The organism is Taklimakanibacter lacteus, from assembly GCA_003576695.1.
Lineage (GTDB): Bacteria > Pseudomonadota > Alphaproteobacteria > Rhizobiales > Aestuariivirgaceae > Taklimakanibacter > Taklimakanibacter lacteus.
Genome location: QOZQ01000015.1, coordinates 58,428 through 82,278, shown reverse-complemented (window position 1 = coordinate 82,278; position 23,851 = coordinate 58,428). Strand labels below are relative to the sequence as shown.

Genomic DNA, 23,851 nt, shown 5'->3' with positions numbered 1-23,851 from the left:
TCGATAGCTGAAAGAGCAGGATCTTGTCGTCTTCCAACCGCTGGCGTCGTTTCACTGAATGGGAGGAGAGACCGCTCGGTCTCGACCGCTTCGCGGTCGAGGACGCCGAGAACGGCTTCTCCGTCTTCAAGAGCCCTTATGATCCCGAGCCTGCCATCGAGATCGAAGACGGAAAGCTCGTTTCGATGGATGGCCGGAAGCTTGCCGATTTCGACATCATCGACATGTTCATTGCCCGGCATCATCTCGATCTGGATGCGGCCGAGCGGGCGATGGGAATGGAATCGGCAGCGATCGCCCGCATGCTGGTCGACATCAATGTGCCGCGGGCCGAGCTCGAAAGCCTGGCGCGCGGCATGACGCCGGCCAAGCTGGCCGATGTCGTCTCGCGGCTTTCGGCCCTTGAGATCGCTTTTGCCTATTCGAAGATGCGCCAGCGCCATGCACCCGGCAATCAGGCGCATGTGACCAACGCCAAGGACGATCCCGTGCAGCTTGCCGCCGATGCCGCGACCGCGGTGGCGCTCGGCTTCGATGAGATCGAAACCACCATGCGGGTGGCGGGCAATGCCTGGTCCAATGCGCTGGCCTGCACGGTGGGCGCAGCGGTCGGGAGAGGCGGTGTCCTGTTCCAATGCTCGATCGAGGAGGCGGAGGAGTTGCAGATCGGTTTTGCCGGTTTCGCCTCCTATGCCGAAACGGTCTCCGTCTATGGCACGGAACGGGCCTTCATCGATGGTGATGATACGCCCTGGTCCAAGGCCTTCCTGACCGCGGCCTATGCCTCGCGCGGCATCAAGGCGCGCTGCACCTCGGGCGCCGCGGCCGAGCTCCTGATGGGCTTCCATGAGAAGCGCTCGCTGCTTTATCTCGAGGCGCGCTGTCTCTGCCTGCAGCGCGCCATGGGCGTTCAGGGCACGCAGAATGGCGGTATTGATGGAGCGCCGCTGACCGCCTCGATGGCGGGCGGCGTGCGCGAGCTCATGGCGGAAAACCTGCTCGCCGTATGGCTGGGGCTTGAATGCGCATCCGGCAATGACACCCGCATCAGCGAATCCGAGATCAGGGTGGGCGCGAAGATCACGCCCTATCTGATGGCGGGCTCGGATCTGATCTGTTCCGGCTTCGGCTCGATCAAGAAATATGACAATTCGTTCAACGCGTCGCTCTTCAATGGCGAGGAGGTCGAGGATTACCTGGCCCTGCAGCGCGATTTCGAGGTTGATGGCGGTCTGAGGCCGGTGAGCGAGGATCAAATTCTCGGACTCAGGGTCAGGGCGACCGAAGCGCTCGCGGCCGTGCTGCAGGAACTGGGGCTGGCCGATGTGACGCAGGCCATGCGCTCCTCGGTGGTCTTTGCATCGGGCTCCGATGAAACGGCGAGCTTTAGCGCAGGTCAGGCGAGCGAGATCAGCGCAAAGATCAAGGACCATGGCCTCACCGCCCTCGATGTCGTCAAGGCACTGGCCAAACAGGGGTTCCGCGAGGAGGCCGAGAATCTCATCTTCATGCTGCGCCAGCGCGTCTCCGGCGACTATCTCCAGACCTCGGCGATCATCCGCGATGGCCGGGTGATGAGTGCCGTCAACACACCCAATGACTACCAGGGACCAGGCACAGGCTACCGGATGACGCCGGAACGGTGGCAGCAGGTCCGAAATATCCGCGGCACGCTGTCCCGCGCTGCCGTCCTCGCCGCCGAGAGCACGGGCAGGGTTGATGGTCATCCGCCATTCCGTTTGCAGTCGACAGGCCCGGCCAGGCAAGGGAATGATCCGCGCGAGGTCGTCATCGGTGTAAGCCCCGCTTTTGCCGAAAGATTGCACCAGACGACGGCCGGTCATCCGTTGAGCGACGTCATCAGGACGCTGACTGCCGGGATAGAGGAGGGTGGCGGCATCGCCCGCATCGTTCGCATCCTGCATACGGCCGATACATCCTTTCTCGGGCTCACCGCCGCGAAACTGGCGGGATCGGGCATTGGGATCGGTATCCAGGCCAAGGGGACCGCGGTGATCCATCAGGCGGACCGCCTTCCGCATCTCAATCTCGAGCTGTTCTCGAATGCACCTCTGATCAGCCTCGACCACTATCGCGCCTTCGGGCGCAATGCGGCCGGCTATGCGCGGGGAGAACGGCCGGAGCCCGTCATCGTGCCCGTGCGCGGCGAGGCATTGGGCGCGCGCTTCCATGTACGGGTCGCCCTGCTTTACGCGCTTGAAACTGAACTGGTCGATCCGGGAGCGAAGCCAGTCGATGTGGTTGCGGAATTTGGCGGAGCGAGCGCATGAACGAAACCCGCAAAACCATCTACCCGCTGTCGGAACGGGATCCGGACAATGTCAGGACGGCAACAGGACTCTCCCTTACCGACATGACGCTCGATGCGGTGATCAAGGGCAAGGTAACCGCGAGCGATGTGGCGATCACGCCGGAGACTTTGCGGCTGCAGGCGGAGGTCGCCCGATCTGCCGGCCGCGACCGGCTGGCGCTCAATCTGGAAAGAGCAGCGGAACTTGCCAGGGTTCCACAAGAAGTTCTGATGTCGACCTATGAGCTGCTGCGGCCCGGGCGCACGGAGAGCTCGCACGCTTTGCGCGAGCGCGCCCGTGCCCTGCGTGAGCAATTTGGCGCGATCCAGATTGCCGGATTCCTTGAAGAGGCGGCCGATGCCTATGATGCGCGCGGACTGTTCAGCCGGCGCTACTGATATTTTCATGGATAAGGATTCCCTGTGGCGCCCATGGCGATGGGCAAAGGCTGGCGGGAGAGTTCGGCATGACGGGCGCGATCAGCGTCGCTCCATCGGTCTTTCATGGTGAGCACCGCCAGCTCGCGCTCCGCCGGAGAGGCTTCTGCCCAGGCCCTGGCATAGGCCTCGATATAGAGCGCGTTGCGGCGCCGGCGGGCCTCCGCTTCCGAGAAGATCATGGGCGGTTCCTTTCTCATCGTCGCGGCGCTTTCTCCTTATACGTTTAAAGCGCGATTGTCAACGTATTTAGCGTATATTCCGGATTCTTGCGTATGGACGAGGGGATGAAAAATGTTCTTGTTTTGTTCTCATAATGGAGTCATGCTGGGAGCCGTCAGATCTCAACTTCGGGAGGATTATCAATGGCCTTGCAGACCTATTTCGTTGTCCAGCCCTTCATGGAGACCAGGCGCGGGGCGCTCGTCGCCTTGCCGCCCGTGGCCGCCAGAGACGCCGACCATGCGCGCCGGCTGATCAGGAGCCAGGCCGGCGCCGTTGGCGCGATCGCCTTCTCACGCCGGGCGGATCCGGAAGCGGGCGACTATGAGGCGGCCGAGGTGCTGGCGCGGTGGGGCAAGGTGCCGGAAGGCGACATGGAAGAAGCGGCCTGAGCCTCAGCGCACATTCTTCTTGCCGACGATGCGATGGCAGACGGTCCAGTCGGCGGTCGATTCAGTGAAATCCTTCGGCGGCTGATATTGCCGAAGCTTCCACTCGCGCGGCGAGAAGCCGATCAGCATCTTGATGATGGCCTCAGCCTCGCCATTGGGCGGGACGTGATAGAGAACCACATCCGTATCGCGTTCCGGCGGCTTGTGCGGATTGACCCAGGCGATGTCTCCCGGCCGGTAGGCAGGCACCATGGATTCGCCGACGATCAGTATTCCATAGGCGCCCCTGACCCGCGCGATGTCCTCGGGCGGCGTCACCTCGTCGATGGGGTGGAAGTCGATGATCAGATGGCCCTCGCCGCCCTGGGCGGCGGCATAAACGGGCACCAGCGTGGTGCGCGGCACCACCGGATAGTCGACGATGACGGTGTCTTGCTCGGGTATCCGGTCATATCCGCCGAGCCGCCACATCTCGATGGCCTGAACGGGCGGCTCGCCGCGGTTGGCGAACAGGGCCGCCAGAGGCTCCATGATTTGCCGCGGCAGATACTGCTTTGTGAACCTCTCGGAGTCCTCATAGTGCTGGTAGCCGGACGCGGTCTTCTTGCCGAGAGCCTTTGCCGCCTCAGCCATGCTGACGCCCGCGCGCACCCGCAGCGCCTTTAAACGTTCCGTAACCGGAATATCTGTCATTTCACGAATATAACGTAAAATTCATACGCTTTCAACATTGACATTTTGTACGTTTTATGCGTATATAATGAGCATGCCCCAGCCCATCGTCCTTCCGACAGATTTCAAACCCGCCGCTGGAGCGCTGCTCGCGGCGGCAGGGCCGGTCGAGCCGTCCTCCTCCCCGGACATGGCTCCCGGCCCGACCTTTCACCCGGCAATGCGAAAGACGCGTGCCGACTATTTCCAGTGCCGCAAGACGAGAAGCCGGCTCAATCTCGGCCGCACGCTCTATCGCCGCGGCGAGAGCTATTCCGCCATCGCCAGAGCTCTCGGCATCACGCCCGACACGGCGCGCCGCTGGGTCGATACCGAATATGATGCGAAACGCAGGTGCGCCGCGCAGCTCAACCGACAGCCCCCGGCGGAAGTGATGGACGAGGCGGATCTTCCGACCTTGCCCTTCGTGCCGGGCCTCATGATCACCGGCCGCTATTGCATGAAGCCGCCAGGCAGGTGAACGAGCGGGCGGCCAGTCAGCCTTACATTGCAAGGAGAAGTCCCATGAAAGCCGGACGCAAACGCAAGCCGGGCCGCCGTTACGCCTCGGGCGACAGGATGAAGGCGGTGCGCCAGGAAGAAGTGCGCCGCGTGGCGCTCGAGGCGCGCATGCGCGTCTTCGGTGTCGGGCTGGAGCTGGCGGGCCGCGATGTGATGGGCTCGCCTCTGGGCCGCCTGCTGCACTGGAACATCATTACGCCGGCCCAGGCCGATGCGGGCTATGACTTTGCCCTCACCATGCGCGACTATCTTGCAGCAAGCGAAGGCCAGCGGCCGAGCCAAGGCAAGGCGAGCTTCCTTGTCTCGATGCGTGGCACCGCGGGGCCCGAGGGGCCAGTGCGTTCCCAGGAGCGCGCCCGCATCTATATGGAGGCCTTGCGCGAGGTCGATAGTCTCGATCCCACCTCGCCATCGGCGACCAGCATTGTCTGGGATGTGTGCATCTCGGAAAATGACCGCATGCGCGACAAGGAGCTTGGCCTCTTGCGCTCAGGTCTCAACGCGCTGAGCCGTGTCCTGCATCGTGGCCTCGTCACCGGCAGGAAATGAGCAGGTGAACCGGCTGTTGTGTTTCTTCCGCTAACACTCCAGAATATGGGGCGAGAGGGGCAAGAGGCCTTGCCTTGGGGAGATAAGACCATGCTGCGCACAGCCCGACGACTGGCTGCGGGTTCGCTCTGCTTCCTTTCATTTGCCGCACCTGCCATCGCCGCCGATCCGATCGGCACCGTCATTGCGACGAGCGGATCCCCGACAGCTTCCGGTCGCGCGCTTGCCGCCGGCAGCGCCATCTATGAAGATGACAGGCTCGTCACCGGCGGCGGCAATGTGCAGATCATGTTCGTCGACCGGACGAAGCTGCTGGTCGGACCGGGCTCCACCCTCGTCATCGAGCGCTTCCTGCTGCGCGGCGGCAACAGCGTGCGGAAATTCTCGATCGATGCGCTGCGGGGCACGTTCCGTTTCATCAGCGGCAACAGCCGCAAGGTGGCCTATGATATCCGGACCGCCAATGCGACGATCGGAATCCATGGCACGGCTTTCGACGTATCGACGGGCTCGGGCACCCTGGTGGCGGTCTATGCCGGCAAAGTGGGGCTCTGCGCCTATGGTGAATGCGCAAGCGTCGATCAATATTGCGGCGTCGCCAGGGCATCGCGCGGCAACGTTGCCGAGCTGAGCGGCAGGGCCAAGGCGCGGGCGCTGCGCTCCTTGCCCTATGTCAGCCATCAGGGCCGGCTTGCGCCGCGATTCCGCGTCGATACATCGGGCTGCCAGGCTTTCCTTGCGGGACCGGGCAACGAGCAGCTGCGCGACAATGATTTTTCAGGCGGGGGGCGCGGCAAGAGGCCCGACAGGCCTGATCCCAATCCGCAATGAGCTCCGATGGTAGAATCGCGTGAGGCGCGATGCGCGTGCGGAGACCTGAGTGTCACTTGTGGCGGAGAGCCGGTGGCCGTTTCGCTGTGCCACTGTCTCGATTGCCAGAAGCGGACGGGCAGTGCCTATGGTATCGCCGCCTTCTTCTCCCGCGACAGGGTCAAGGTGTCAGGTCCTTATGGCGACTTCACCCGGGCTTCCGACAGCGGCCATGATGTGACCTTTCACTTCTGCCCGCGTTGTGGCAGCACCGTATACTGGGAGCCATCACGAAAACCGGGCCTGATTGCCGTAGCCGTCGGCGCCTTTGCCGATCCGGCTTTCCCGGCGCCGGGCAAACGTGTCTATACGCATCACCAGCACCACTGGGTTGGCGAAACGGGAGAGGAAAACCCGCCCGGATGAACTACGCATCTTGAAAGGTCAGGTGTTGGAGTTGCCAGCCTGTATCAGGGCTTAGTCAGGCAGGGCCCAACCAACAAAAAGGGAGCCACCACCGGCTCCCTTTCCGCGGGATATTGCCGTAAAGCTACTAGTTCGGGCCGTTGGTCGCGAGTACGCCGGAAGTAAAGAATTCCGGCAGCTTCTCATGGAATACGCTGGTGTTGTCCACCGTGCCCGTGCGCTGGCGCTCGATCAGCGTGCCATCATAGCCGAAATAGAACTTCAGACCGCCAAACACCTGGAAGTCCTCGATTTCAGCCTCTTCGTCGACTTCGTCCGAGTCGAGCTGGCGGTCGGCATAGCGGGCGCCGCCAAAGATCGCCAAGCCCTGGTCCCACACCAGATACTCGGCATCACCGGTGATGGCGAAGCCTTCGAGGTCAGCGTTCTCGTTGTCGAAGTCAAGACTGGCGAGCAGCACATCGCCGCGCAAGGTCAGGGCCAAGTCTGGCGTGGCGTAGAACCTGCCCCAGGCGGCCAGCTCGAAGCCGTCCTCGTCCTTATTGTCGAGGATGAACTCGCTGGGCCAATCCCTGTTGTAATAATGTGCCGAAGCGCCCAGCGTGAACATGTCATCAAAATAGAACTCGCCGAACAGGCCTACGCGGAAGGTATCGATGTCCTTTCCGAAAATGTCCTGGCCAATCCATGAGCCGCTGACGCCGCCAGCCCAGGAACCGGGGTCGCGATAGAACAGCGCGCCGCCAATATGAGTGTTTGTCTGGTCGAGATCGGCGTCATCGAAATCCAGATCCGCCGAATGGGCGTAATAAGCGACATCGGCCTGTATATTGAAGGCCCCGCAGGTCACGAGCCCGGCGCCTTCGCCAAAGGGCGTTGTCCAGTCCACGTCCTTTCCGTCGAATTCGTCGCCTTCGTCGGAGAATTCGGAACTCTGCCAGTCATACATAAAGCCGGCCATGACGGAGCCCGAAAGGAGGCAGCCCGGATCCTCGACATAATCGGCCGCACGGGACGCTGTGGCCGCTCCGCCAATGATCAATGCCATAGCGGCGACGCTGACAGTCAATCTCAGCTTGGTCATGGTCTGCTTCCCCTGTCCGAGTCTTTCCCTCAAGGAATATAGCGCCAAGTCGGCGCGCCGGCCAACCAGCCAACAGCCGGATCTCTCAAATAATGGCTTACTGTGGCCCCAAGAGCACAGTCTCCTGAGAACTGCCCGTCCCCAAATGGGGCACTAAGCGCGAGACCGCTCCTAACCCCTTGAGCGGAAGGGGAATCGGCGAGCAGGCATGAGCCCTCAAAAGGAAGCCATAGATTCCCCTTTGACCCGTCATGCGCTCTCGGTTGTGGATTACTGCGGCCGTCCCGCTAGCATTTTACCAGACAGGAAGCACTCGGCTCCGCACCCCGCGCAACGCTTTCCAGCCGATGTGAGAGGTGAGATCGGAATTCTGGTCGCGATGCTCTCCACCCTGGACGGCGCCCCACCAAAGCCCCGAAGCTGGCGCCGCGGGGCTCTCATTGGCGCTTCATCGCCGGGGGGGGGCGGCGGCGCGCCGCTGCCAATTGGGCGACAAAAGGAAACGGTCGAAACTGGCAGGCCTCGGAGCCAGGGTCTGAGGACTATTCGCTGTTATGTTGCCGGGTTCCTGACACCATATTGGTGCTCGTGGCGTGGACCTTGTGCCAGGGGACGCTGCTCTTCAGCCAACATCTCGACTGTGGCCCCTGAACCCCTGGGGGTACCCACGTCCAGGCCTTGCATTGGCTGGAGAGATTGCAGGCTGCCTTGCAAGCGCCGACTGAACCGTCCCCAGTGGTAGCTCCCTCGGCGAGATCGGAACCCGGTCGGTCGACGCCCTCGATTTGACTCTCGGCCACCACGCCGAGCTTCTCCCGGTGGCGAATGGCCAGGCAATCGACCACGTAGTCGTGCACAAAAACCGATTTCACAGTCCTCAAGTCATCCCCGCAGCCGGTGCCCCCATGGGTGCGACGATAGAGTGAGACAGTTGCATTGTGACGATGGGCGATTGGCGATGACCCCTGACAGGCGCTGCGCTCGATCCACCACTTGATGTCGTAAGGCACAGATCCATGTATCCCGAGACTCGTGGAGCACTCGCCGGGTTCGTTGTCCGGTGTCAGGCGATTGTCCCAAATCCTATTCATACAACTGTGAGCCCGATGCTGCGCCTGGCGCCGACAGCCATTCATGGTCCCTGCACCCTGGCCAAGGCCCGCAGTGAAATGATCGACGGGAATATCCGGCTTGAACGACGGGTCAAAATGAGGGCGCCCTTGCCCTTTCGAAGGTTCACGAAGTTCGAAATGCGCCTCACAAACACATTCAGCGGCACCGGCGTCTCCCGGCAAGGCAAAAGCGAGCGGCGCGGTGAGAAGGGCAGCAAATCTGAACAAGCGGAAATTCCAAAGGACGAGTGGCGACATATCGAATCTCCTTGTGCCTTTGGGTTATCAGCCCTTAGCTACAACGGCAGATGGATAGGGCGTTGCAGTCATAAGCAGACGAAGTGACGGCAAATTTGGCGGCCGCTTTACATCCTAAGACTGATCCCATTCTAGCGGCCTCACCTGAATGGTCCTTGAACGGTGCCTTTAGCTGTCTTTCATGTTCGTGCCTGGTCAGGAGATTGTGACGCTGCCATACGCCCTGACCCGCTTGACATTGCGGACGCAAGCGTGAGATTTGGGAAATATCAGGATAGCAACACCTGCGCAAAACGAGCGGGGCGCATCTGCTTCCGATGATTCCCTGACAGCCTGCCCGGCGGCAACAAACTCGTGCTTGACATTGCGGACACAGGCGTGAGATTTGGGAAATATCAGGATCGAAGAATTTGCGCCCGGAGCGACAAGCTGCCGGGCTTTTTCTTTGGCGCCGGGCGCGCATCGATCCGCCCCCTTTAGCAAAGGCCATCACATGACCAAGAAACACGAAGTCACCGTGGACCTCTATGGCGTGGAGCGCGCCAAGATCATGGCGAGCGGGATCGTCGAAGCCCTGGTCGAGCATGCGCTTGGCAAGCGATATATGTCCTATACCCAGGTCAGGGCGGCGCTCGGCCTCCTGAAGAAGGTGCTGCCGGACCTCTCGACCGTCGTCGTCGCCAACAAGCCGGAGAAGGAAACCGAAGAGGTCAGCAAGGCCCTGATCGAATATCGCATTGTTGATCCTGCCTAGCGATGTGCCGCGCGCTTTCCAGCCTTTGCTGGCGCCGAAGCGTTACAAGGGCGCCTATGGGGGACGCGGCGCGGCCAAGTCTCATTTCTTTGCCGAGCAGGTGGTCCTTCGCTGCATGGGCCAGGCCACGCGCGTGGTCTGCATCCGGGAAGTCCAGAATTCCATCAAGGAGTCGGTACGCCAGCTCATCGTCAACAAGATCATGCAGCTGGATCTAGGGGCGCAGTTCACCATCCTCGATGCGGAGATCCGCGGGCGCAACGGCTCGCATATCATCTTCAAGGGCATGCAGGCCTTCAATGCCGAGAACATCAAGTCGCTGGAAGACTATGACATCGCCTGGGTGGAGGAGGCGCAGTGCCTTTCCGATGTCTCCCTGCGGCTGCTGCGGCCGACCATCCGCAAGCCCGGCTCGGAATTGTGGTTCAGCTGGAACCCGCGCCACGAGACCGACGCCGTCGATCAGTTCTTCAGGGGCGGCAAGCCGCGCGATGACGCGGTGCTCGTCGCGGTCAGCTGGCTCGACAATCCGTGGTTTCCCGAGGTGCTGCTGCACGAGAAGGACTCCGACTATGCCGCCAATCCGGAAATGGCCGAGCATGTCTGGGGCGGCGGCTATGAGATCTTCAGCGAGGCGTCCTATTATGCGCGCCTCATTGCCGATGCCGAGAAGCAGGGCCGCATCGGCGACTTCCCGCATGACGGGAACCGCGTGGTGAATACCGCCTGGGACATCGGCATAGACGATTATACCGCCATCTGGTTCATCCAGGATGACGGCGTGATCGCCACGGCGCTCGACTATCACGAGACAAGCGGGCAGGGGGCCGAGGAGATCGTGTCCGAGGCCCTGCCGGAGCTACAGCCCGATCCGCTGCGGATTTCGGCGGGCCTTGCGGCGCTGGGGCGAAGACACCCCTTTCGCTATGGCGCGCATTTCCTGCCGCATGACGTGAAATTGCGCGAATGGGGCGCCGGCGGCCGGACGCGGGCGTTGACCCTGATGGGGCTTGGCGTGAAGCCGATCCGTGTCGGCGCCCAGCAAGGGCCGGTGGAGCGCATCAACGCGACGCGGATCCTGCTGCCGCTGATGCGCTTCAACCGGACGCCGCGCGTCATGCTCGGGCTGTCGCGGCTCAGGCGCTATGCGCGCAAGCACAGCACCCTGATCGGCGGCTTCGCCGGTCCGCTGCATGATATCAACAGCCATGGCTCCGATGCCTTTGGCGAATATGCCGTCAACTGCGCCCTGATTGCCCCGAAGCCGGTTCAAGCAAAGCCGGCGTGGCCGCGCGGCACAGTTTTCCTGCCGGGACCACCGGTCGACCGGCCAGGGGGCAGGAGGATCAAGCTCTGAATGACCGAAGATCCGAATGAGGAAGCCAAAGGGGAGCTGCCCCGGCAGGCGCGTCCCTGGCTCGATGCGATCACCGACGCGCAGAAGTATTTCCAGCTGTGGCAGGAGAAATCGGACCGCATCGACAAGCTCTATGCCGATCTCAAGACCTTGTCGGAAGAAAGCACCGACCGCGAATACCAGATGTTCTGGGCCAATCTCGAAATCCTGAAGCCGTCGATCTATGCACGTCCACCCGCGCCGGTCGTCGTGCCGCGCTTCCGCACCATGAAGGACCTGCCGCGCAAGGCCTCGGAACTGCTCGAGCGCACGCTTGTCCTCACTTTCGAGGAAGCCGACATCAATGCCGTGATGCTGCAGATCCGTGACGACCTGGCCACCAATGGCAGGGGAGCCGCATGGGTCAGGCTCGAGGAGGTGGATGGCCGGCTGCGCAACCTCATCGAGCATGTGGACCGTGCCGATTTCCTGCACGAGCCGGCGCGCAAATGGCAGGAAGTGGGCTGGGTGGCCAAAAGAGCGTGGCTGACGCGCAGCGAAGGCATCAAGCGTTTTGGTGATCGTTTCATTGAGGTCGAGCTCAAGAGCCGCCGCGACCTTCTGGGCGATTCCGGCCATGGCGGTTATGCCGGCGAGAAGAAAGCCGAAGTGTGGGAAATCTGGAGCCGCAGAAGCGGCGTCGTGGTCTGGGTGGCGCCGGGCCTTGAGGACGTGCTCGACATTCGCGAGCCCTTCCTGAAGCTCGAGACGTTCTTCCCGTGCCCGCGGCCGGCCTATGCGACGACCGAGCGCCGCCGGCTGATCCCGGTCCCGGACTTCGTCTATTACAAGGATCAGCTCGAGGAGATCAACGAGCTCACGGCCCGCATCTCGGCCTTGTCCGAGGGCCTGCGCATGAAGGGATTCTATCCGGCGGGCGCCGGCGACCTGGCGGAAGCCGTCGAGACGGCGGTCCGGCAGAACGACCGCAACGCCATCCTGGTGCCGGTCTCGAATTTTGCCGCGCTGGGCGGCACGGCGCTGCGCGACAGCATCATCTGGCTGCCCGTCGCAGAGATCGCCGCGACGATCAAGGAACTGGTGTTCCTGCGCCGCCAGCTTATCGAGGATGTCTACCAGATCACCGGCCTGTCCGACATCATGCGCGGCGCCACGGATCCTGCAGAGACGGCGGCGGCGCAAGAGCTGAAGAGCCAGTATGGTTCGGTTCGCATCCGCGACCGCCAGGCGGAGCTTGTCAGGATCGCCCGCGACATCACCCGCATCTCGGCCGAGATCATTGCCGAGAACTATACGCCCGACCTGTTCGCCGAGATCGCGCAGATGGACCTGCCGCGCGAGGACGCAGTTGCCGGTGAGATCAGGGTATTGCGGCTGCAAGCGCTGCAGCTTGCCGAAACGGCGGAACCGGATGGCCCCTCGCCAGAGGGGCTTGCCGATGCCAGGCAGAAGACGGAAACGCGGTTGTCGTCGCTGGCAGCGACGGTGACGCTCGAAAAAGCCGTGGCCTTGCTGCGGGAACAGCGGCTGCGGCCTTTCATCCTGGAAATCGAGACCGATTCGACCATTCATGCCGACGAGAATGCCGAGAAGCAGCGCCGCACCGAATTCCTGGGCGCGCTCAGCATGGCGATCCAGCAACTGACGCCCATGGTGGCGCAGCAGCCGTCATCGGCGTCCTTTGCGATCGAGGTCCTGAAATTCGCCATAGCGCCATTCCGGGCCGGACGATCCTTCGAAGGCTCGATCGACGAGTTCGCCGAGACGGTGCGCCGCGAGGCCGAGCAACGCCTGGCGAATCCCGGACCAAGCCCCGACCAGATGAAGCTCCAGCTCGAGGAGAAAAAGCTTCAGTTCGATGCGAAGAAGCATGAGGCCGAAGTGGCGGTGAAGCAGGACGAGGTGAACAAGCTGCATGAGCGCGAGATCCGCAAAGCCCGCCTCGAAGGCGATGCGCTGGCAATGGCGCAGGGCGAGCCGCCGGCCTATTCGATGACCGAGATCGTTGAGCTCCTGTCCCGGCAGAACGAACAGGCGTTGCGCAGCATGGAACTGATCGCCCGCGTCCTGGCGGCGCCGAAGAAAGTGACAACGCCCGAAGGCCGAATCTATCTGACAGAACCCACGATGGTGAATTGAGATGACGCTGCAATATTCGACAGAAGTCAGGAATGCCAAGCTCGATGTGGTCGAAACGACCATCGGCACAGGTCCCATTCTGCGTATGCGGACGGGCGCCCCGCCGGCGACATGCGCCACGGCCGATAGCGGCACCATCCTCGCCGAATGCGTCCTGCCGTCCGACTGGATGCTGGCCGCGAGCGCCGGGTCGAAAGCCAAGAACGGCACCTGGGAGGATCTGAGCGCCAATGCAACCGGCACGGCCGGCCATTTCCGCATCTATGATTCGGCCGGCGCAACCTGCCACATGCAAGGAACGGTCACGCTGAATGGCGGCGGCGGCGACATGACGGTCGACAACACGTCCTTCGCCACGGGCCAAAGCTTCACCGTGACGACCTTCTCCCTGACAGCGGGGAATGCCTGATGGCCGACAATGTGTCTTTGCCCGGCGCCGGTTCTGTCATCGCCTCCGACGAGGTCAGCGGCGTCCAGTTCCAGAAGGTCAAGCTTGACCTTGGTGGCGACGGTCTCTCGGCGCCCCTCGTGAGCGGCCAGGCCACATCCGCAAGCTCGGTGCCGGTGGTGGGACCCAGTGACGACCAGATTGCGGTTCAGGTGGATATCACGCGACCGGCCGACACGACCGCTTATGCCGTCAATGACGCATTGGCCGATTCCACCTCGGGCCCGACGGCCGGCGGCTTCACTCTCGCGAGCATGGCCAAGGTCTCCGGCGGCTCGGGTATCATCACCGATGTGATCGTCACTTCGAGCAACGATCCCGCCACGCCGCTGCAATGCGAGGTCGTCTTCTTCAACCAGGCCGTCACCGCCATCAACGACAATGCGGCATTCGCGGTGTCCGATGCCGAGATCAAGACCTGTCTCGGAAAAATAGGGCTGGCGCTCGAGGATATGGGGAACAACGATTTCGCGCATGCTTCGGGCCTCGCCATAAACTACACCTGCGTCGGCTCGGCAGATCTGCGGTTCCTGATGCGTGTGAAGAACGCCTATGTGCCCGCCTCGGGCGAGGTTGTCACCGTCATCGTCAAGGCCATCCGGCAGTAGCGGGGGGGCGGCATGGGCCTACCGGTTTTTCGCTACAAGACGCGGCGCTCCAGCGCCTGGGCCGAGGGGCCGAAACTGCAGCACATGGGCTTTGTCAGCGTCGATATCGCCGGAGCATCGGCCGTATCAATACCGATCCTGCTGGGCAAGCCGCACCGAAGCCGTGAAATAATCGTCACAGTCGACATCAAGAATGGTGTCAGCACGTCGCGCAGCATAACGGCCGCGAGCATTTCCGGCCTGTTTGCCGGCAGCTTGCAGACTGGAACCACCATCGGCGGCACCAGATTGCAGGCGATCATGTTCCCGGCACCGGACAAGCTGCAGCACGGCTTTCTGAGCATGACGTTCAGCGGCTCGGTCGCAGACTATGTGATAGCCTCGGTGTTCAGGGTGGTGGGCCGGGTGAAATACGGGGAGGGCGAAACGGACTCGGATACGGCATCGAGTGCATTCAGCACGTCGCTCAACCTCAACGCCTGCACCATCAATCCGGGCGGGTTCATGCTGGGAATGGGCGGCCACACCAACGCCAATCTCAACAGCGTTTCCGGAGCAGATGTGGCAGCCGGAAACCTTGCCGGGGCAGGGACCACCGATCAGTTCGTCTCCTGGTGGCGGCGCATCGAGCCGGTATCGGTGACACCCTCGGTCACCCTGTCATGGTCAGGCTCGAGCGGCGCCATTGCCGGGACGTGGAGTTTCAATCCGTGAGCTTGCTCCTCCTTTACAACTCCGCCGATGTGATCATCGGCAACGCCGTGGTCGCCGAGGCAAATGACACGGCGAACAGTTCAGCCAAGCTTGGCATCATAGCCCAGGCCGGCGTCACGGACGTGGCGGACATCCTGACGGCAAGCGCGACGCCTGCGATCAAGGCAACGCTTTCACAAGCCGAAGCGGCCGATGCGCTGGATGGTCAGGCCAGATTACCTGTCCAGATCCATGCCTCATTGATCGAAGCGGCGGACATGCCGGTTTCGGCCGGAGCCATCGCGCTGGCGGGTTCGGCGGCGATTGCCGAGGCCGACGACGCTTCGGCGGGCGCCGGCGCCGTTGCGATCACGGCTGGAGCCGCGCTCATCGAGCTCGATGACACGGTCATCGCCCAGACTTTCATGGGTCGTGTCCCGCTACCCTATCGAAAAGGAGGTGACGGCGACTGGAAGCGCCATGAGCGCGAGAAGCGCTGGAGAGATGATCTTCGCCGGATCATCGACGAGGCCTGGCGGATCGCCGGTGGCGAGATCGACCCGGTCACGCGAGCGGAACTGCCGCCGTCGGATCTGAGCCGCATTCGTGTTGTCCTTTCGCGGAAGGCCGACCGGAAGGACTTCGAGCGCGCGATGGCCATTGCCGCGGCGCGTGAGCAGCATGCGCGGGATGAGGCGATCGCCGTGCTGCTGCTTGCCGCGTAAGTTTGCAGGGGCCACCCGCCACATGATCGTCCATCGCATTTCCCACGGGGTCGCCCCGGCCCGCCACAGGCGCGCATCACTGGCTTGCCCAGCGGTGATCAGGGACGGCATGGCGCCTGTCCAGTCGATGCTCGACGGCAAGGTCTATGACAGCAAGGCCGCCTTGCGGGCGACCTACCGAGCTGCCGGCGTGACGGAAGTCGGCAATGATCCCGCCCTCCAGCGCAGGGCCCGCAAGCCAGAATCCTTTCGCAAGGACGTGCGGAACTCGGTTGAGCGGGCCTTTGCGCGAGCCGGATTCGTCTGAAATTTCCGCGTGGGCCGCTCATTTGCTTTTTTTTCGCAAGCCATGACGGCGAGCTTCGCGCCGATCGGGCCGAACGGTCTTCCCGCGAAGCTGGGAGGAACTTCTAACCGTGCGCCGCCAAGATGATCGTGATGTTGCTTTTCACCTCTTATTCATCGAGCAGAACCCATGCGTCATCATGGCTGGCCGCAAGAACATTGTGAGAACAATCGGCCCGGGAGTCAAGCCTTGGCTTCCCGCTTCTCGGATCCTTAATCTACGCATCCAGACGCTTGATCGGAAATTCGTTCCGGCTGGTATCGCCGATAGTCCTCATCCCGACAGCGGTGGCGGTGCGGGGGTTAGGCTACGAGACCGTGGCCCGAGCCGAAGGTGATGACCAAACCCTGATTCCGGTCGGAGCCGGAAGAATAGGGAGGACCATTGGCGGCCGGGCCGCGAAGCAGCAGAGGTCCGGGCCTATTGCCGCCCCGGATTGGGGTTGATAAGAAATCCTCTGGGAGATTCCATGTGACCTTCAAACCGGCGACGGAAAAGCACGCCATTATCGAGGCGGTCTTCGGCTTGCTCTATGCGCGCCAGTTCACGGCCAAGGAGATCGAGGCCGCCGTTGCCGTTCATCAGCAGCAATGGCCGGAGCTGCCCCGGCTCAATCGAACACAGGTTTTGCAAGTCCAGATGGGGGAGGGGCCGCTACCCGACCAAGCATCAATGCCGCCGCTCGTGGCCGGGGTGTCATTCGACCGGGTCAAGCCAGATGGCAAGCTAGGCTGGCGCCTCCGACTCGATGAAGCAAAAATAATCGTTAACTGTCTCGATTATGTTAGCTGGAGCGAAGTCTGGCCTAAGGCCTGGGATTATTTCGAAAGGGCGAGTGAGGCGCTTCAGAGCAGAAACAACCCGATCAAGGGCGCATTTCTGCAATATGTGGACGTGTTTGAGTGGCTAGGCAACCAGAAGGACTATTCGGTCGACAAGCTGCTGCGGCGTGGAAGTCCCTATGTCCCTGCTAGCGTGTTCCAATCTGGCACGGCCTGGCATCTTCATCAGGGGCGATATATTGAGGATGGCCTGCCGGTCAAAGGTAGGCTGTTGCAGCGAATCCACTTGGACGCCGGCACATCTCGTCAGCCAAGCACCTTCGTCAAGATCGACAGCTATCTTAACCTGGACTTCGCAGATCCGATGATCGTGAGGGGGAGTCTTAAGGAAAAGAAGGATAGACTAGGTCCCATTTTCGAGTTCCTGCACGATATGGACAAGCGCATCCTTCGTGATTATCTAACACCTGAACTCGCAAAGGACATTGGCCTAACATGAACTTTGCCGAAACTAGTTTCAAGACCGAGACTTTGGGCGCCGACTACACTGCGCCTCCGCCCAGCCCGCCGCAGATCGTCACCTATTTCGTCACGACGCTGGCTGCGGGCGCATTGGCGTTGACGACCAGTTACACCAGCGAAACTATCGCCAACCCGCTGAACCCAGCTATAAGCCAGTCGATTGCTGAGGTGACCGTCCCACGGGCGCTTCCTGTTTCGATGCACGAGGCGTTCTTGGAAATGCTGAGCTTTGCCGAACTGAAGGAGGGATGGGATGGGCCCGGAAGCAAGCCGCTTTCGGAAGCCTCGCTCATCGATGCTTTGACATTTTTGAAGCTACTGCCGGCTGAAGTCGCGGCGCCAGAAGCCCTCGCATTTGCGGATGGTACAGCCGGATGGAATTGGCAGACCAGCGACAAATACATCACAGTGCACTTGCCGGGGGACGGGCGACTTGTGTATTACGGCGAGTGCGACTGTATGGAGTCCCCTGTAAAAGGGGTCGCTCTCTTTGACGGTCAGTCGCTTCCTGCAGATTTGTTGACCACAATCGAAGCTTGAGATCATTTGTGACGGCAGTGGGGCTCTGTTCATGCGAGGCGGCCTCTCTCGGAGAGTGCGGACCTCTTGCTGACGCGGAAGTCTTGGTTAAAGTCGTCTGCTCGCCAACCCACGTCAGGAAAGACGGCACACTGCGCGCCAGCTTAATTGCTCCAAGCGACATCGAGCGAAAGGGCGTATCTCTGATCCGCCAGACCCATCTTGGAAAAGACGAGATGTATCGACTGGCAAGGGCTATAAGCGACACGCTTCAAGATAGAACGGTGGCAGGCGTTGCGATCAGCACGGCTGAGAAAGTCCGAGAGATTGTGGATGCTGATACAGGAGCCCAGTCGCTCTGCGTCTTCGACGACCCAGTCCGTAATGCGGGCGACCTGACCAACGAGGCCCACGCAACGGGCATTGCTAGTGCGTGTATAAGCAGTGCGGAGGCCCTGCGCATTCAAAAGCTATTACTGAAGCTCTTCGAGCGCTTGAGATCCATTGATGAGATTTACGCCTAGGTGTTGAACCCGCACTTTGGTGGTGCACTATTGTCGCACGAATCAAAGGAAGTGCCATGGGCTAGGTTCTTCACGGGAGCGCCACCACGACAGAGGCGATCCGTCGGCAATACAAAATAGCCAAGAGAGCCTGAGGCGGCTCGCCAAGCGCTACGGCATCAACCAGAAGACGGTGGCGAAGTGGAAGAGCCGGACTTCGGTCACCGATGTGCCGACTGGCCCGAAAGAACCGAGGTCGACCGTGCCGTCGATCAAGGAGGAGGCGATCATCGTCGCGTTCCGCAAACACACGCTCCTGCCTCGGGACGATTGCCTCTACGCCTTGCAGCCGACCGTTCCGCACCTGACACGATCTTCATTGCATCGCTGCCTGCAGCGTCACGGGATCGGACGGTTGCCTGACATCGAAGGCGACAAGCTAAAAGAAGAAGCTCAAGAGCTATCCAGTCGGCTACTTCCACATCGACATCGCTGAGGTTCAGACCGCCGAAGGTAAGCTGTACCTGTATGTCGCCATTGATCGCACGCCATCACGGCGCGCTTGACTTTGCGGACACAAGCGTGAGATTTGGAAATTATCAGGATCGATCAGTGTGCCGAATAACCGCCCCACGATCCCGTGAAGCCCGATCCATGAAGACATCGAGAGTGTGTGTTGCCGGAAAAGCACACCGTTTCTGAATTTCGCAGCGGGCATTGAAGTTTGTGTGCGGATGATATCCAATCATGAGGACGGCAAAAAAGACGGCGAGAGTCCGGGTGGAATAAATTCGAGCTCTGTACTGAGGCTCGCCCTATGCCAGTAGGGCGGGCTTTCTCTTTGATACCCCGGACTGCGTAGAACGCTCCAGTCAAAGACTCGTCAGGCCTGCCCGGACCCTTCCGGGTGGCAGTCGCTGCAGTTCACCGCCGCTCTGAAGAAGCCATAGGTATTGCGGGCATGCCGCAAGGCCTCGGCATGACTCCCGAAAACTCGCGACCAGGACAGGTGACGGGCATCGGCCGTGCTCTGAACGGTGCCATTCCGGCAATGACGGCAGCCGCCCCGGTGGATCGCCACCAGGAATCCGGGCGTCTCAAAAGACACATAGAAGAGCATGAGGCAGGCGGCTCTCAGTTGAACATTCTCCCGAATGGGAAACGGCTTTTCCTGAAAGATGGTTCCGCCGGCCGGGACATGCATCGCATGAGGATCACATGATGACTGACAGCGCCGAAGCAAGTGACAGGACCGGCGAGACGGTGTCCGTTTCGACGGCACAGGAAACCGCGACGGCGAAAGCGCCCCGCGCGTCGATCGATCGCGCCTTCGCCGCGCTCGATGCCGGCAGCACAAACGAGACCGTGGCCAGGGAGGCCGACGCATCCGCGAGCCCAACGCCATCGGACGAGGAAGCGCCGGCACGCTTTGCGGCAGAGGCCAGGGCCGCGTGGCAGGCCGCACCCGAAACAGTCAGGGCGGAGACTCATCGCGCCTTGCGCGAACTGGAAGGGGGGCTGACCCAATATCGCAAGACGGTCGAGCCCCTGAAGCCCTATTTCGCGCTGGCGAAGCAGCACAATACGACGGTGCATGAGGCGATGGAGCGCTATACGGCGCTGGACAGGGCGCTTCTGTCCGATGACCGGCAGGAAAAGCTGCTTGCCATCCAGACTGTGCTCGACCACGCAGGGCTTGCGCCAGCCGATTATGCAAACCTCATTCTGGACGGCGGCAGCAAGGAGCCCGGAGCGGACCAGCCGCTGCACGGCATTCGCCAGGAGATTGCCGATCTGCGCAACCAGATCGGCGGCGTCACCTCCAGCCTGGCGGCGCGCCAGAATGAAGAGATCGAGCGGCAGGTGAAGGCCTTTGCCGAGACGCATCCGCGTATGAAGGACGAGGAATTCGCCGATACCGTCAGCCGCCTGCTGGCGACGCGCATGGCTGACAGCCTCGAGACTGCCTATGACATGGCCGACCGGCTCAACCCGGCGGCGCAACCGGCCCAAACGGATCAGACCCGCAAGGGCCAGCTCTCCATCTCAGGCGCACCTGCCTCCGGCTCAAACCCGGTGACCCGCAAGGCGCCCGTCACCGCCCGGGAAAGCCTCGACCGCTCCTTCGCGTCGCTCGGCCTCGGATAGAGCGCCGGGCCCTCTCATAGAAGAGGCCCCGCGCTCTATCTCCTTGTTTGCGCATCGGGTTATCCGAAAACCGCTTCGCACTTTTCGGCCCGATGCTCCAGTCCACAGCATTTCAATCAGGAGACGCCGCAATGGCGATGAATCCCAATGAGCGCCTGCAAGAGGCGTTCTCCCTGGCCCTGGAGGACCGCTCCCAGGGCTATGCCGACCTGGTGTCGAACTCCAACGCGCTTCTCCATGTCATGAAGAAGCGTAACCAGTTCAAGACCTTCTCAGGCCCCACCATCCGCGAGCGGCTGCTCTATAATGAAAGCGGAACCTATATCCGCTATGCGGGCTATGAGTTCCTCAATCCGCAGCCGGCCGAGCTCTTCAACGATGCCGAATTCACCCCCAAGCAGGCCGCCGTGTCGGTAACGCTGTCGGGCGAGGACATCCTCAAGAACTCCGGCACCAACCAGCTCAAGGACATCATGGAAGAGCATATGATGGCCGCCGAGCAGGAGCTGACCGACCGCTTCGTCGAGGATCTCCATTCGGCGGGCACCGCCGCGAACCAGATCGGCGGCCTGCAGCTCGTCATCCCGACGACGGTGAATGCCGGCTCCTATGGCGGCATCGCCCGCTCAAATCCGATCTGGCAGACGACGTCCTATGACGCCAATTCGGCCTTTGCCGGCATCAATACCGTGTCGGCTTCCACGGTGAAGACGATCTTCGACAATATCATGATCGCCCGTAGCCGCGGCAATAAAGGGCCTAACCTGATCCTGTGCTCATCCGAGCATTATATCGCCTACACGGCCGCCACGGTGGCGATCCAGCAGATCACCAACGAGAACGAGCTGGGCAAGCTCGGCTTCACGTCGTTGAAATACTTTGGCGCCGGCAAGTCGGTGGACGTGGTGCTCGAAGGCGGTATCGGCTCGGCCATGCCAGCCAATACGACCTACTTCATCGACACTACGGCTCTGCGCTTCCGCTATCACCCGGACCGCAATTTCGTGAAGTTCGGCGGCAAGCAGGCGCCCATCAACCAGGACGCCATCGTCCAGCATATCGGCTTCTTCGGCGAGCTGACGATGAACAATCCGTTGCACATGGCCAAGCTCTACGATTCGGCGCCGTAAGAGAGGAGACACACAGATGGCTTTCACAATTCAGGAAAACACCCTCATCGGCCAGCCGATCGCCGACACATCGGCGCTGCCGCGCCACGCCCTGGGCACGATCGTCCGGGCGAAAGACCCCGTCTATGGCAGTGGCGAATTCGTCTATCTGAGAGGCGCGGCATCGACGGTCCCGGGGTCGGTCGTGCTCTATAGCCCCGACGACTTTACGACATCGCTGCTGGCTGCCAACGACATCGGCCCGGTGGCGGTCGCGATGTCGGCGAATGTGGCGAACCTGTATGGCTGGTACCAGATCCAGGGCAAGGCCGTCGCCAAGTCCGGGGCTGTTGCCGACAATGGCAATGTCTATGCGACGGCGACGCCCGGCCAGGTGGACGATGCTGTCGTCGCCGGTGACCGGGTGAAGAACGCCAAATTTGCTTCCGCCGATGGCACGCCATCGGCCGGCCTCGCCGAATGCGAGGTTTGGCGGCCGTTTATGGATGATGGGGTTGCGGCTTAAAGTTTAAGGCCTTCCGTGCGTTGACAACACCGTAGGAATGACGCAACGATAGGACTTCTGGTCTGGATAAGGGAATAATCATGCGAAGGATTATTGCCAGCGCTTTCGTGGTTTTGGTTTCTGTGTCGCCTGTTCAGGCATTGGGCGAAGGCGGGGACAATGTCCCCATTATTGTTCCTGAACGCCTGCAGCAGATTGCGGGAGGGCTTCCCATAGCGGAGCGATTGAACATAGATTGGAACAAGGAAGTTAAAGCCGACGACGTGAGCCGGTATTTGGGCTTACTAGCCGCTGTTAATGAAGTCGCAGTCGCGGTGGCAAAGAAGAACGGTCGCGATGTACCGGGTGACAATGATTACTATGCGGCCCTGGCTGCATTCTGCCTTTTCCCCCCAAACAAGCCGCCGTTGGCCGAGAAGTATTGGTATGCGACGTTCGACGCGTTCTATGATGCCAAGACCCGAGCCGCGCTCGACAAATCGATTGGCCCTCTAACTTACGGGATACCAAAGCTACTCGAGGAGTCCTCTGGAGATGCGTCCAAACTCTTAGATTTCTTTCCGAAGACAGAAGATGAGTATTTGACTGACGTTATTAATTTCAAAGAATTAGAGTCGCAGAAATAGTATGCTCGCGTCATGCCCTGTTGGCGATTTAATCGCGTTGATAGCTTGGCTGTTTTTTGTCGTAAAAGCATGGCGAGGTTGGACGCATGATACTAGCGCGGACTCTTTGGATGAGCGGAATCTCGGTGCGACTGTGATACTTGGACAGTTAAACTCGGTGATAACAGGTTCTTCGATCATCATCGCCGGGATAGCGGCATTTGTTGCTATTGAAGAACAAGAAATCGGCAAACCTGAAAGCTATCATCTTGTCTATGCAACGGCTTGGGCGGTAAGCGCGCTAGCGGTGGCTCTTTACACCAATGGAATCCTGCCTAGTTACACGCCCAAGCGAAACTTTGTGCAGGTTAAAGGCATTGCAGTACTATGCTCGGTAGCGCTGTTCCTGAGCCTTGCGGCAGGTGTCAGATTCTTGTTTGCCGTTTGGAGTATTCTGTTCTGATTTAATCGGAAGAGTCGAACAATGACGGCGACCCGCAATCCAACTCATGCGGGGATTATAACGATGACAAAGCAAAGATCCGCTCTCCGACAACCCATTGGATAGATTAAGATTTCTTTTGAGATGAAGGCCGCCGCGGCTTCCGCTTTGGTTTAGGCTGAGGAGGAGACATTAGGCGGTCTATTGCGCTCATCCTGCGAAGACTTAGTAGCTTCGGTCTTTGCAGCGATGACCCGTCAGGCTGGACTCCATCGTTCAATTGAGAATTGATGCCGTTGGCGAATTGACCGAGGCAAAATAGATCGCCTGCCATGTTGTTCCAAAAGCGCTCTCGCGGCCCCGCAAGGTCGAGCCTTATCCTGGCAACGTCGCGGGCAGCCGCCTCATCGAGAATGATCCCGGCGGGCTTGCCGGGCCTATGTTCGAAGTATACCGGCACATGGACGACGGCGTTACGATATGGGGCAAATCTATTGGTGACGCTGATCAACCACTTAACGCGTTCCAAAGTTCGAGAAGACTTCTCAAGGGCCGCTTCCGCGACTGCCGATAGCATCTCGCGCTGGCTTTTGTCGCTTTGGAACATGTGCCAAATGGCATAGGCCTTCTTACGGCTTCTCGGTCCATCACCTAGGAGCGAGACGAACATTTCAAACAGCGAAGAATGCAGGCGGTTCCAACCCCACAAAGCTTCCGCTGTCAGACTCGCGTAAACTGTGATTGAGTAGTGACTGCTAGGGTGGATGCGGCGTTGATAGCGCATCCTTTT

The 23,851-nt window shown here is 60.9% G+C and carries 30 protein-coding genes and 1 pseudogene; 25 read left to right on the top strand and 6 right to left on the bottom strand.

Annotation, left to right across the window (positions count from 1 at the left end; genetic code table 11):
• Positions 1-23: 23 nt before the first annotated feature.
• Both DT068_RS25590 and DT068_RS25585 read left to right on the top strand, forming a co-directional pair.
• Positions 24-2,291 (top strand): propanediol/glycerol family dehydratase large subunit, encoded by a 2,268-nt coding sequence (locus DT068_RS25590; RefSeq protein WP_368905187.1) that lies wholly within the window; start codon positions 24-26, stop codon positions 2,289-2,291.
• On the top strand, positions 2,288-2,710 hold the full coding sequence (locus DT068_RS25585; protein ID WP_119392740.1) for a diol dehydratase small subunit: 423 nt from the start codon (positions 2,288-2,290) through the stop codon (positions 2,708-2,710). The genes DT068_RS25590 and DT068_RS25585 overlap by 4 nt, the downstream gene beginning before the upstream one ends.
• 5 nt (positions 2,711-2,715) lie before the next feature.
• On the opposite strand, the gene DT068_RS25580 is transcribed toward DT068_RS25585, so the two are convergent.
• Positions 2,716-2,949, bottom strand: coding sequence for a hypothetical protein (locus tag DT068_RS25580; protein WP_162914462.1), 234 nt, complete (start codon positions 2,947-2,949; stop codon positions 2,716-2,718).
• Between the two features lie 165 nt (positions 2,950-3,114).
• On the opposite strand from DT068_RS25580, the gene DT068_RS25575 reads away from it, so the two are divergent.
• A complete protein-coding gene (locus tag DT068_RS25575; protein WP_119392738.1) occupies positions 3,115-3,363 on the top strand; it encodes a hypothetical protein in 249 nt (82 codons plus the stop codon).
• 3 nt (positions 3,364-3,366) lie between these two features.
• On the opposite strand, the gene DT068_RS25570 is transcribed toward DT068_RS25575, so the two are convergent.
• The gene (locus tag DT068_RS25570; protein ID WP_162914461.1) at positions 3,367-3,996 is read right to left on the bottom strand and encodes a S24 family peptidase; all 630 of its coding nucleotides are present in this window, start codon (positions 3,994-3,996) and stop codon (positions 3,367-3,369) included.
• Positions 3,997-4,123: 127 nt separating this feature from the next.
• Between DT068_RS25570 and DT068_RS25565 the strand changes: the two genes are divergently transcribed.
• From DT068_RS25565 to DT068_RS25550, 4 genes are all read left to right on the top strand, one after another.
• On the top strand, positions 4,124-4,555 hold the full coding sequence (locus DT068_RS25565) for a helix-turn-helix domain-containing protein (protein ID WP_119392736.1): 432 nt from the start codon (positions 4,124-4,126) through the stop codon (positions 4,553-4,555).
• 44 nt (positions 4,556-4,599) lie between these two features.
• A complete protein-coding gene (locus DT068_RS25560; protein ID WP_119392735.1) occupies positions 4,600-5,145 on the top strand; it encodes a hypothetical protein in 546 nt (181 codons plus the stop codon).
• A 90-nt stretch (positions 5,146-5,235) separates the two neighbouring features.
• Positions 5,236-5,976 carry a FecR family protein gene (locus DT068_RS25555; RefSeq protein ID WP_162914460.1) on the top strand — a complete coding sequence of 247 codons (741 nt, stop codon included), beginning with the start codon at positions 5,236-5,238 and terminating at the stop codon, positions 5,974-5,976.
• Between the two features lie 6 nt (positions 5,977-5,982).
• Complete coding sequence (locus tag DT068_RS25550) at positions 5,983-6,381, top strand: GFA family protein (protein ID WP_119392733.1); 399 nt, start codon at positions 5,983-5,985, stop codon at positions 6,379-6,381.
• Positions 6,382-6,508: 127 nt separating this feature from the next.
• On the opposite strand, the gene DT068_RS25545 is transcribed toward DT068_RS25550, so the two are convergent.
• Both DT068_RS25545 and DT068_RS25540 read right to left on the bottom strand, forming a co-directional pair.
• A complete protein-coding gene (locus DT068_RS25545; RefSeq protein WP_162914459.1) occupies positions 6,509-7,465 on the bottom strand; it encodes a hypothetical protein in 957 nt (318 codons plus the stop codon).
• A 542-nt stretch (positions 7,466-8,007) separates the two neighbouring features.
• Positions 8,008-8,556, bottom strand: coding sequence for a PAN domain-containing protein (locus DT068_RS25540; protein ID WP_368905220.1), 549 nt, complete (start codon positions 8,554-8,556; stop codon positions 8,008-8,010).
• Positions 8,557-8,571: 15 nt separating this feature from the next.
• On the opposite strand from DT068_RS25540, the gene DT068_RS28455 reads away from it, so the two are divergent.
• The 13 genes and pseudogenes from DT068_RS28455 to DT068_RS25480 all read left to right on the top strand — a co-directional run.
• Complete coding sequence (locus tag DT068_RS28455; RefSeq protein WP_368905222.1) at positions 8,572-8,922, top strand: hypothetical protein; 351 nt, start codon at positions 8,572-8,574, stop codon at positions 8,920-8,922.
• Between the two features lie 406 nt (positions 8,923-9,328).
• Positions 9,329-9,589 (top strand): hypothetical protein, encoded by a 261-nt coding sequence (locus tag DT068_RS25535; protein WP_119392730.1) that lies wholly within the window; start codon positions 9,329-9,331, stop codon positions 9,587-9,589.
• Positions 9,573-10,946 carry a PBSX family phage terminase large subunit gene (locus tag DT068_RS25530; RefSeq protein ID WP_162914458.1) on the top strand — a complete coding sequence of 458 codons (1,374 nt, stop codon included), beginning with the start codon at positions 9,573-9,575 and terminating at the stop codon, positions 10,944-10,946. Before DT068_RS25535 ends, DT068_RS25530 begins: the two co-directional genes overlap by 17 nt.
• Complete coding sequence (locus DT068_RS25525; protein WP_119392728.1) at positions 10,947-13,085, top strand: hypothetical protein; 2,139 nt, start codon at positions 10,947-10,949, stop codon at positions 13,083-13,085.
• A 1-nt stretch (position 13,086) separates the two neighbouring features.
• Positions 13,087-13,494, top strand: coding sequence for a hypothetical protein (locus DT068_RS25520; RefSeq protein WP_119392727.1), 408 nt, complete (start codon positions 13,087-13,089; stop codon positions 13,492-13,494).
• On the top strand, positions 13,494-14,141 hold the full coding sequence (locus DT068_RS25515; protein WP_119392726.1) for a hypothetical protein: 648 nt from the start codon (positions 13,494-13,496) through the stop codon (positions 14,139-14,141). Before DT068_RS25520 ends, DT068_RS25515 begins: the two co-directional genes overlap by 1 nt.
• A 12-nt stretch (positions 14,142-14,153) precedes the next feature.
• The gene (locus tag DT068_RS25510; protein WP_119392725.1) at positions 14,154-14,855 is read left to right on the top strand and encodes a hypothetical protein; all 702 of its coding nucleotides are present in this window, start codon (positions 14,154-14,156) and stop codon (positions 14,853-14,855) included.
• On the top strand, positions 14,804-15,559 hold the full coding sequence (locus DT068_RS25505) for a hypothetical protein (protein WP_162914457.1): 756 nt from the start codon (positions 14,804-14,806) through the stop codon (positions 15,557-15,559). The genes DT068_RS25510 and DT068_RS25505 overlap by 52 nt, the downstream gene beginning before the upstream one ends.
• A gap of 109 nt (positions 15,560-15,668) precedes the next feature.
• A complete protein-coding gene (locus DT068_RS25500; protein WP_119392723.1) occupies positions 15,669-15,866 on the top strand; it encodes a hypothetical protein in 198 nt (65 codons plus the stop codon).
• Between the two features lie 510 nt (positions 15,867-16,376).
• Entirely contained in the window at positions 16,377-17,186 is an 810-nt protein-coding gene (locus tag DT068_RS25495; RefSeq protein WP_162914456.1) for a TIGR04255 family protein, read from the top strand.
• Positions 17,183-17,749: a hypothetical protein gene (locus DT068_RS25490; protein ID WP_119392721.1), complete on the top strand. Its 567-nt coding sequence runs from the start codon at positions 17,183-17,185 to the stop codon at positions 17,747-17,749. Before DT068_RS25495 ends, DT068_RS25490 begins: the two co-directional genes overlap by 4 nt.
• A gap of 83 nt (positions 17,750-17,832) precedes the next feature.
• Positions 17,833-18,252: a hypothetical protein gene (locus tag DT068_RS25485; protein ID WP_162914455.1), complete on the top strand. Its 420-nt coding sequence runs from the start codon at positions 17,833-17,835 to the stop codon at positions 18,250-18,252.
• 98 nt (positions 18,253-18,350) lie between these two features.
• A pseudogene (locus DT068_RS25480) lies at positions 18,351-18,779 on the top strand (transposase family protein); the annotation flags it as partial.
• 335 nt (positions 18,780-19,114) lie between these two features.
• Here DT068_RS25480 and DT068_RS25475 read toward each other — a convergent pair.
• Positions 19,115-19,351, bottom strand: coding sequence for a hypothetical protein (locus DT068_RS25475; protein ID WP_119392719.1), 237 nt, complete (start codon positions 19,349-19,351; stop codon positions 19,115-19,117).
• 98 nt (positions 19,352-19,449) lie between these two features.
• Between DT068_RS25475 and DT068_RS25470 the strand changes: the two genes are divergently transcribed.
• From DT068_RS25470 to DT068_RS25450, 5 genes are all read left to right on the top strand, one after another.
• Positions 19,450-20,379, top strand: coding sequence for a hypothetical protein (locus tag DT068_RS25470; RefSeq protein ID WP_119392718.1), 930 nt, complete (start codon positions 19,450-19,452; stop codon positions 20,377-20,379).
• A gap of 131 nt (positions 20,380-20,510) precedes the next feature.
• Positions 20,511-21,509, top strand: a complete 999-nt coding sequence (locus DT068_RS25465; protein WP_119392717.1) for a phage major capsid protein — start codon at positions 20,511-20,513, stop codon at positions 21,507-21,509.
• Positions 21,510-21,525: 16 nt separating this feature from the next.
• Positions 21,526-22,014, top strand: coding sequence for a hypothetical protein (locus tag DT068_RS25460; protein ID WP_119392716.1), 489 nt, complete (start codon positions 21,526-21,528; stop codon positions 22,012-22,014).
• Positions 22,015-22,094: 80 nt separating this feature from the next.
• Positions 22,095-22,640, top strand: coding sequence for a hypothetical protein (locus tag DT068_RS25455; protein WP_119392715.1), 546 nt, complete (start codon positions 22,095-22,097; stop codon positions 22,638-22,640).
• Between the two features lies 1 nt (position 22,641).
• Positions 22,642-23,082: a hypothetical protein gene (locus DT068_RS25450; RefSeq protein ID WP_119392714.1), complete on the top strand. Its 441-nt coding sequence runs from the start codon at positions 22,642-22,644 to the stop codon at positions 23,080-23,082.
• Positions 23,083-23,188: 106 nt separating this feature from the next.
• Here DT068_RS25450 and DT068_RS25445 read toward each other — a convergent pair whose 3' ends face one another.
• Positions 23,189-23,845, bottom strand: coding sequence for a hypothetical protein (locus DT068_RS25445; RefSeq protein WP_119392713.1), 657 nt, complete (start codon positions 23,843-23,845; stop codon positions 23,189-23,191).
• Positions 23,846-23,851: the final 6 nt, after the last annotated feature.

Bases quoted from the DNA above. Each gene is read 5' to 3' on its own strand.
- DT068_RS25585 (WP_119392740.1), top strand. From the start codon at position 2,288: ATGAACGAAACCCGCAAAACCATCTACCCGCTGTCGGAACGGGATCCG.
- DT068_RS25580 (WP_162914462.1), bottom strand. From the start codon at position 2,949: ATGAGAAAGGAACCGCCCATGATCTTCTCGGAAGCGGAGGCCCGCCGG.
- DT068_RS25575 (WP_119392738.1), top strand. From the start codon at position 3,115: ATGGCCTTGCAGACCTATTTCGTTGTCCAGCCCTTCATGGAGACCAGG.
- DT068_RS25570 (WP_162914461.1), bottom strand. From the start codon at position 3,996: ATGGCTGAGGCGGCAAAGGCTCTCGGCAAGAAGACCGCGTCCGGCTAC.
- DT068_RS25565 (WP_119392736.1), top strand. From the start codon at position 4,124: ATGAGCATGCCCCAGCCCATCGTCCTTCCGACAGATTTCAAACCCGCC.
- DT068_RS25560 (WP_119392735.1), top strand. From the start codon at position 4,600: ATGAAAGCCGGACGCAAACGCAAGCCGGGCCGCCGTTACGCCTCGGGC.
- DT068_RS25555 (WP_162914460.1), top strand. From the start codon at position 5,236: ATGCTGCGCACAGCCCGACGACTGGCTGCGGGTTCGCTCTGCTTCCTT.
- DT068_RS25550 (WP_119392733.1), top strand. From the start codon at position 5,983: ATGGTAGAATCGCGTGAGGCGCGATGCGCGTGCGGAGACCTGAGTGTC.
- DT068_RS25545 (WP_162914459.1), bottom strand. From the start codon at position 7,465: ATGACCAAGCTGAGATTGACTGTCAGCGTCGCCGCTATGGCATTGATC.
- DT068_RS25540 (WP_368905220.1), bottom strand. From the start codon at position 8,556: ATGAATAGGATTTGGGACAATCGCCTGACACCGGACAACGAACCCGGC.
- DT068_RS28455 (WP_368905222.1), top strand. From the start codon at position 8,572: ATGCTGCGCCTGGCGCCGACAGCCATTCATGGTCCCTGCACCCTGGCC.
- DT068_RS25535 (WP_119392730.1), top strand. From the start codon at position 9,329: ATGACCAAGAAACACGAAGTCACCGTGGACCTCTATGGCGTGGAGCGC.
- DT068_RS25525 (WP_119392728.1), top strand. From the start codon at position 10,947: ATGACCGAAGATCCGAATGAGGAAGCCAAAGGGGAGCTGCCCCGGCAG.
- DT068_RS25520 (WP_119392727.1), top strand. From the start codon at position 13,087: ATGACGCTGCAATATTCGACAGAAGTCAGGAATGCCAAGCTCGATGTG.
- DT068_RS25515 (WP_119392726.1), top strand. From the start codon at position 13,494: ATGGCCGACAATGTGTCTTTGCCCGGCGCCGGTTCTGTCATCGCCTCC.
- DT068_RS25510 (WP_119392725.1), top strand. From the start codon at position 14,154: ATGGGCCTACCGGTTTTTCGCTACAAGACGCGGCGCTCCAGCGCCTGG.
- DT068_RS25505 (WP_162914457.1), top strand. From the start codon at position 14,804: ATGGTCAGGCTCGAGCGGCGCCATTGCCGGGACGTGGAGTTTCAATCC.
- DT068_RS25500 (WP_119392723.1), top strand. From the start codon at position 15,669: ATGGCGCCTGTCCAGTCGATGCTCGACGGCAAGGTCTATGACAGCAAG.
- DT068_RS25490 (WP_119392721.1), top strand. From the start codon at position 17,183: ATGAACTTTGCCGAAACTAGTTTCAAGACCGAGACTTTGGGCGCCGAC.
- DT068_RS25475 (WP_119392719.1), bottom strand. From the start codon at position 19,351: ATGCTCTTCTATGTGTCTTTTGAGACGCCCGGATTCCTGGTGGCGATC.
- DT068_RS25470 (WP_119392718.1), top strand. From the start codon at position 19,450: ATGATGACTGACAGCGCCGAAGCAAGTGACAGGACCGGCGAGACGGTG.
- DT068_RS25465 (WP_119392717.1), top strand. From the start codon at position 20,511: ATGGCGATGAATCCCAATGAGCGCCTGCAAGAGGCGTTCTCCCTGGCC.
- DT068_RS25460 (WP_119392716.1), top strand. From the start codon at position 21,526: ATGGCTTTCACAATTCAGGAAAACACCCTCATCGGCCAGCCGATCGCC.
- DT068_RS25455 (WP_119392715.1), top strand. From the start codon at position 22,095: ATGCGAAGGATTATTGCCAGCGCTTTCGTGGTTTTGGTTTCTGTGTCG.
- DT068_RS25450 (WP_119392714.1), top strand. From the start codon at position 22,642: ATGCTCGCGTCATGCCCTGTTGGCGATTTAATCGCGTTGATAGCTTGG.
- DT068_RS25445 (WP_119392713.1), bottom strand. From the start codon at position 23,845: ATGCGCTATCAACGCCGCATCCACCCTAGCAGTCACTACTCAATCACA.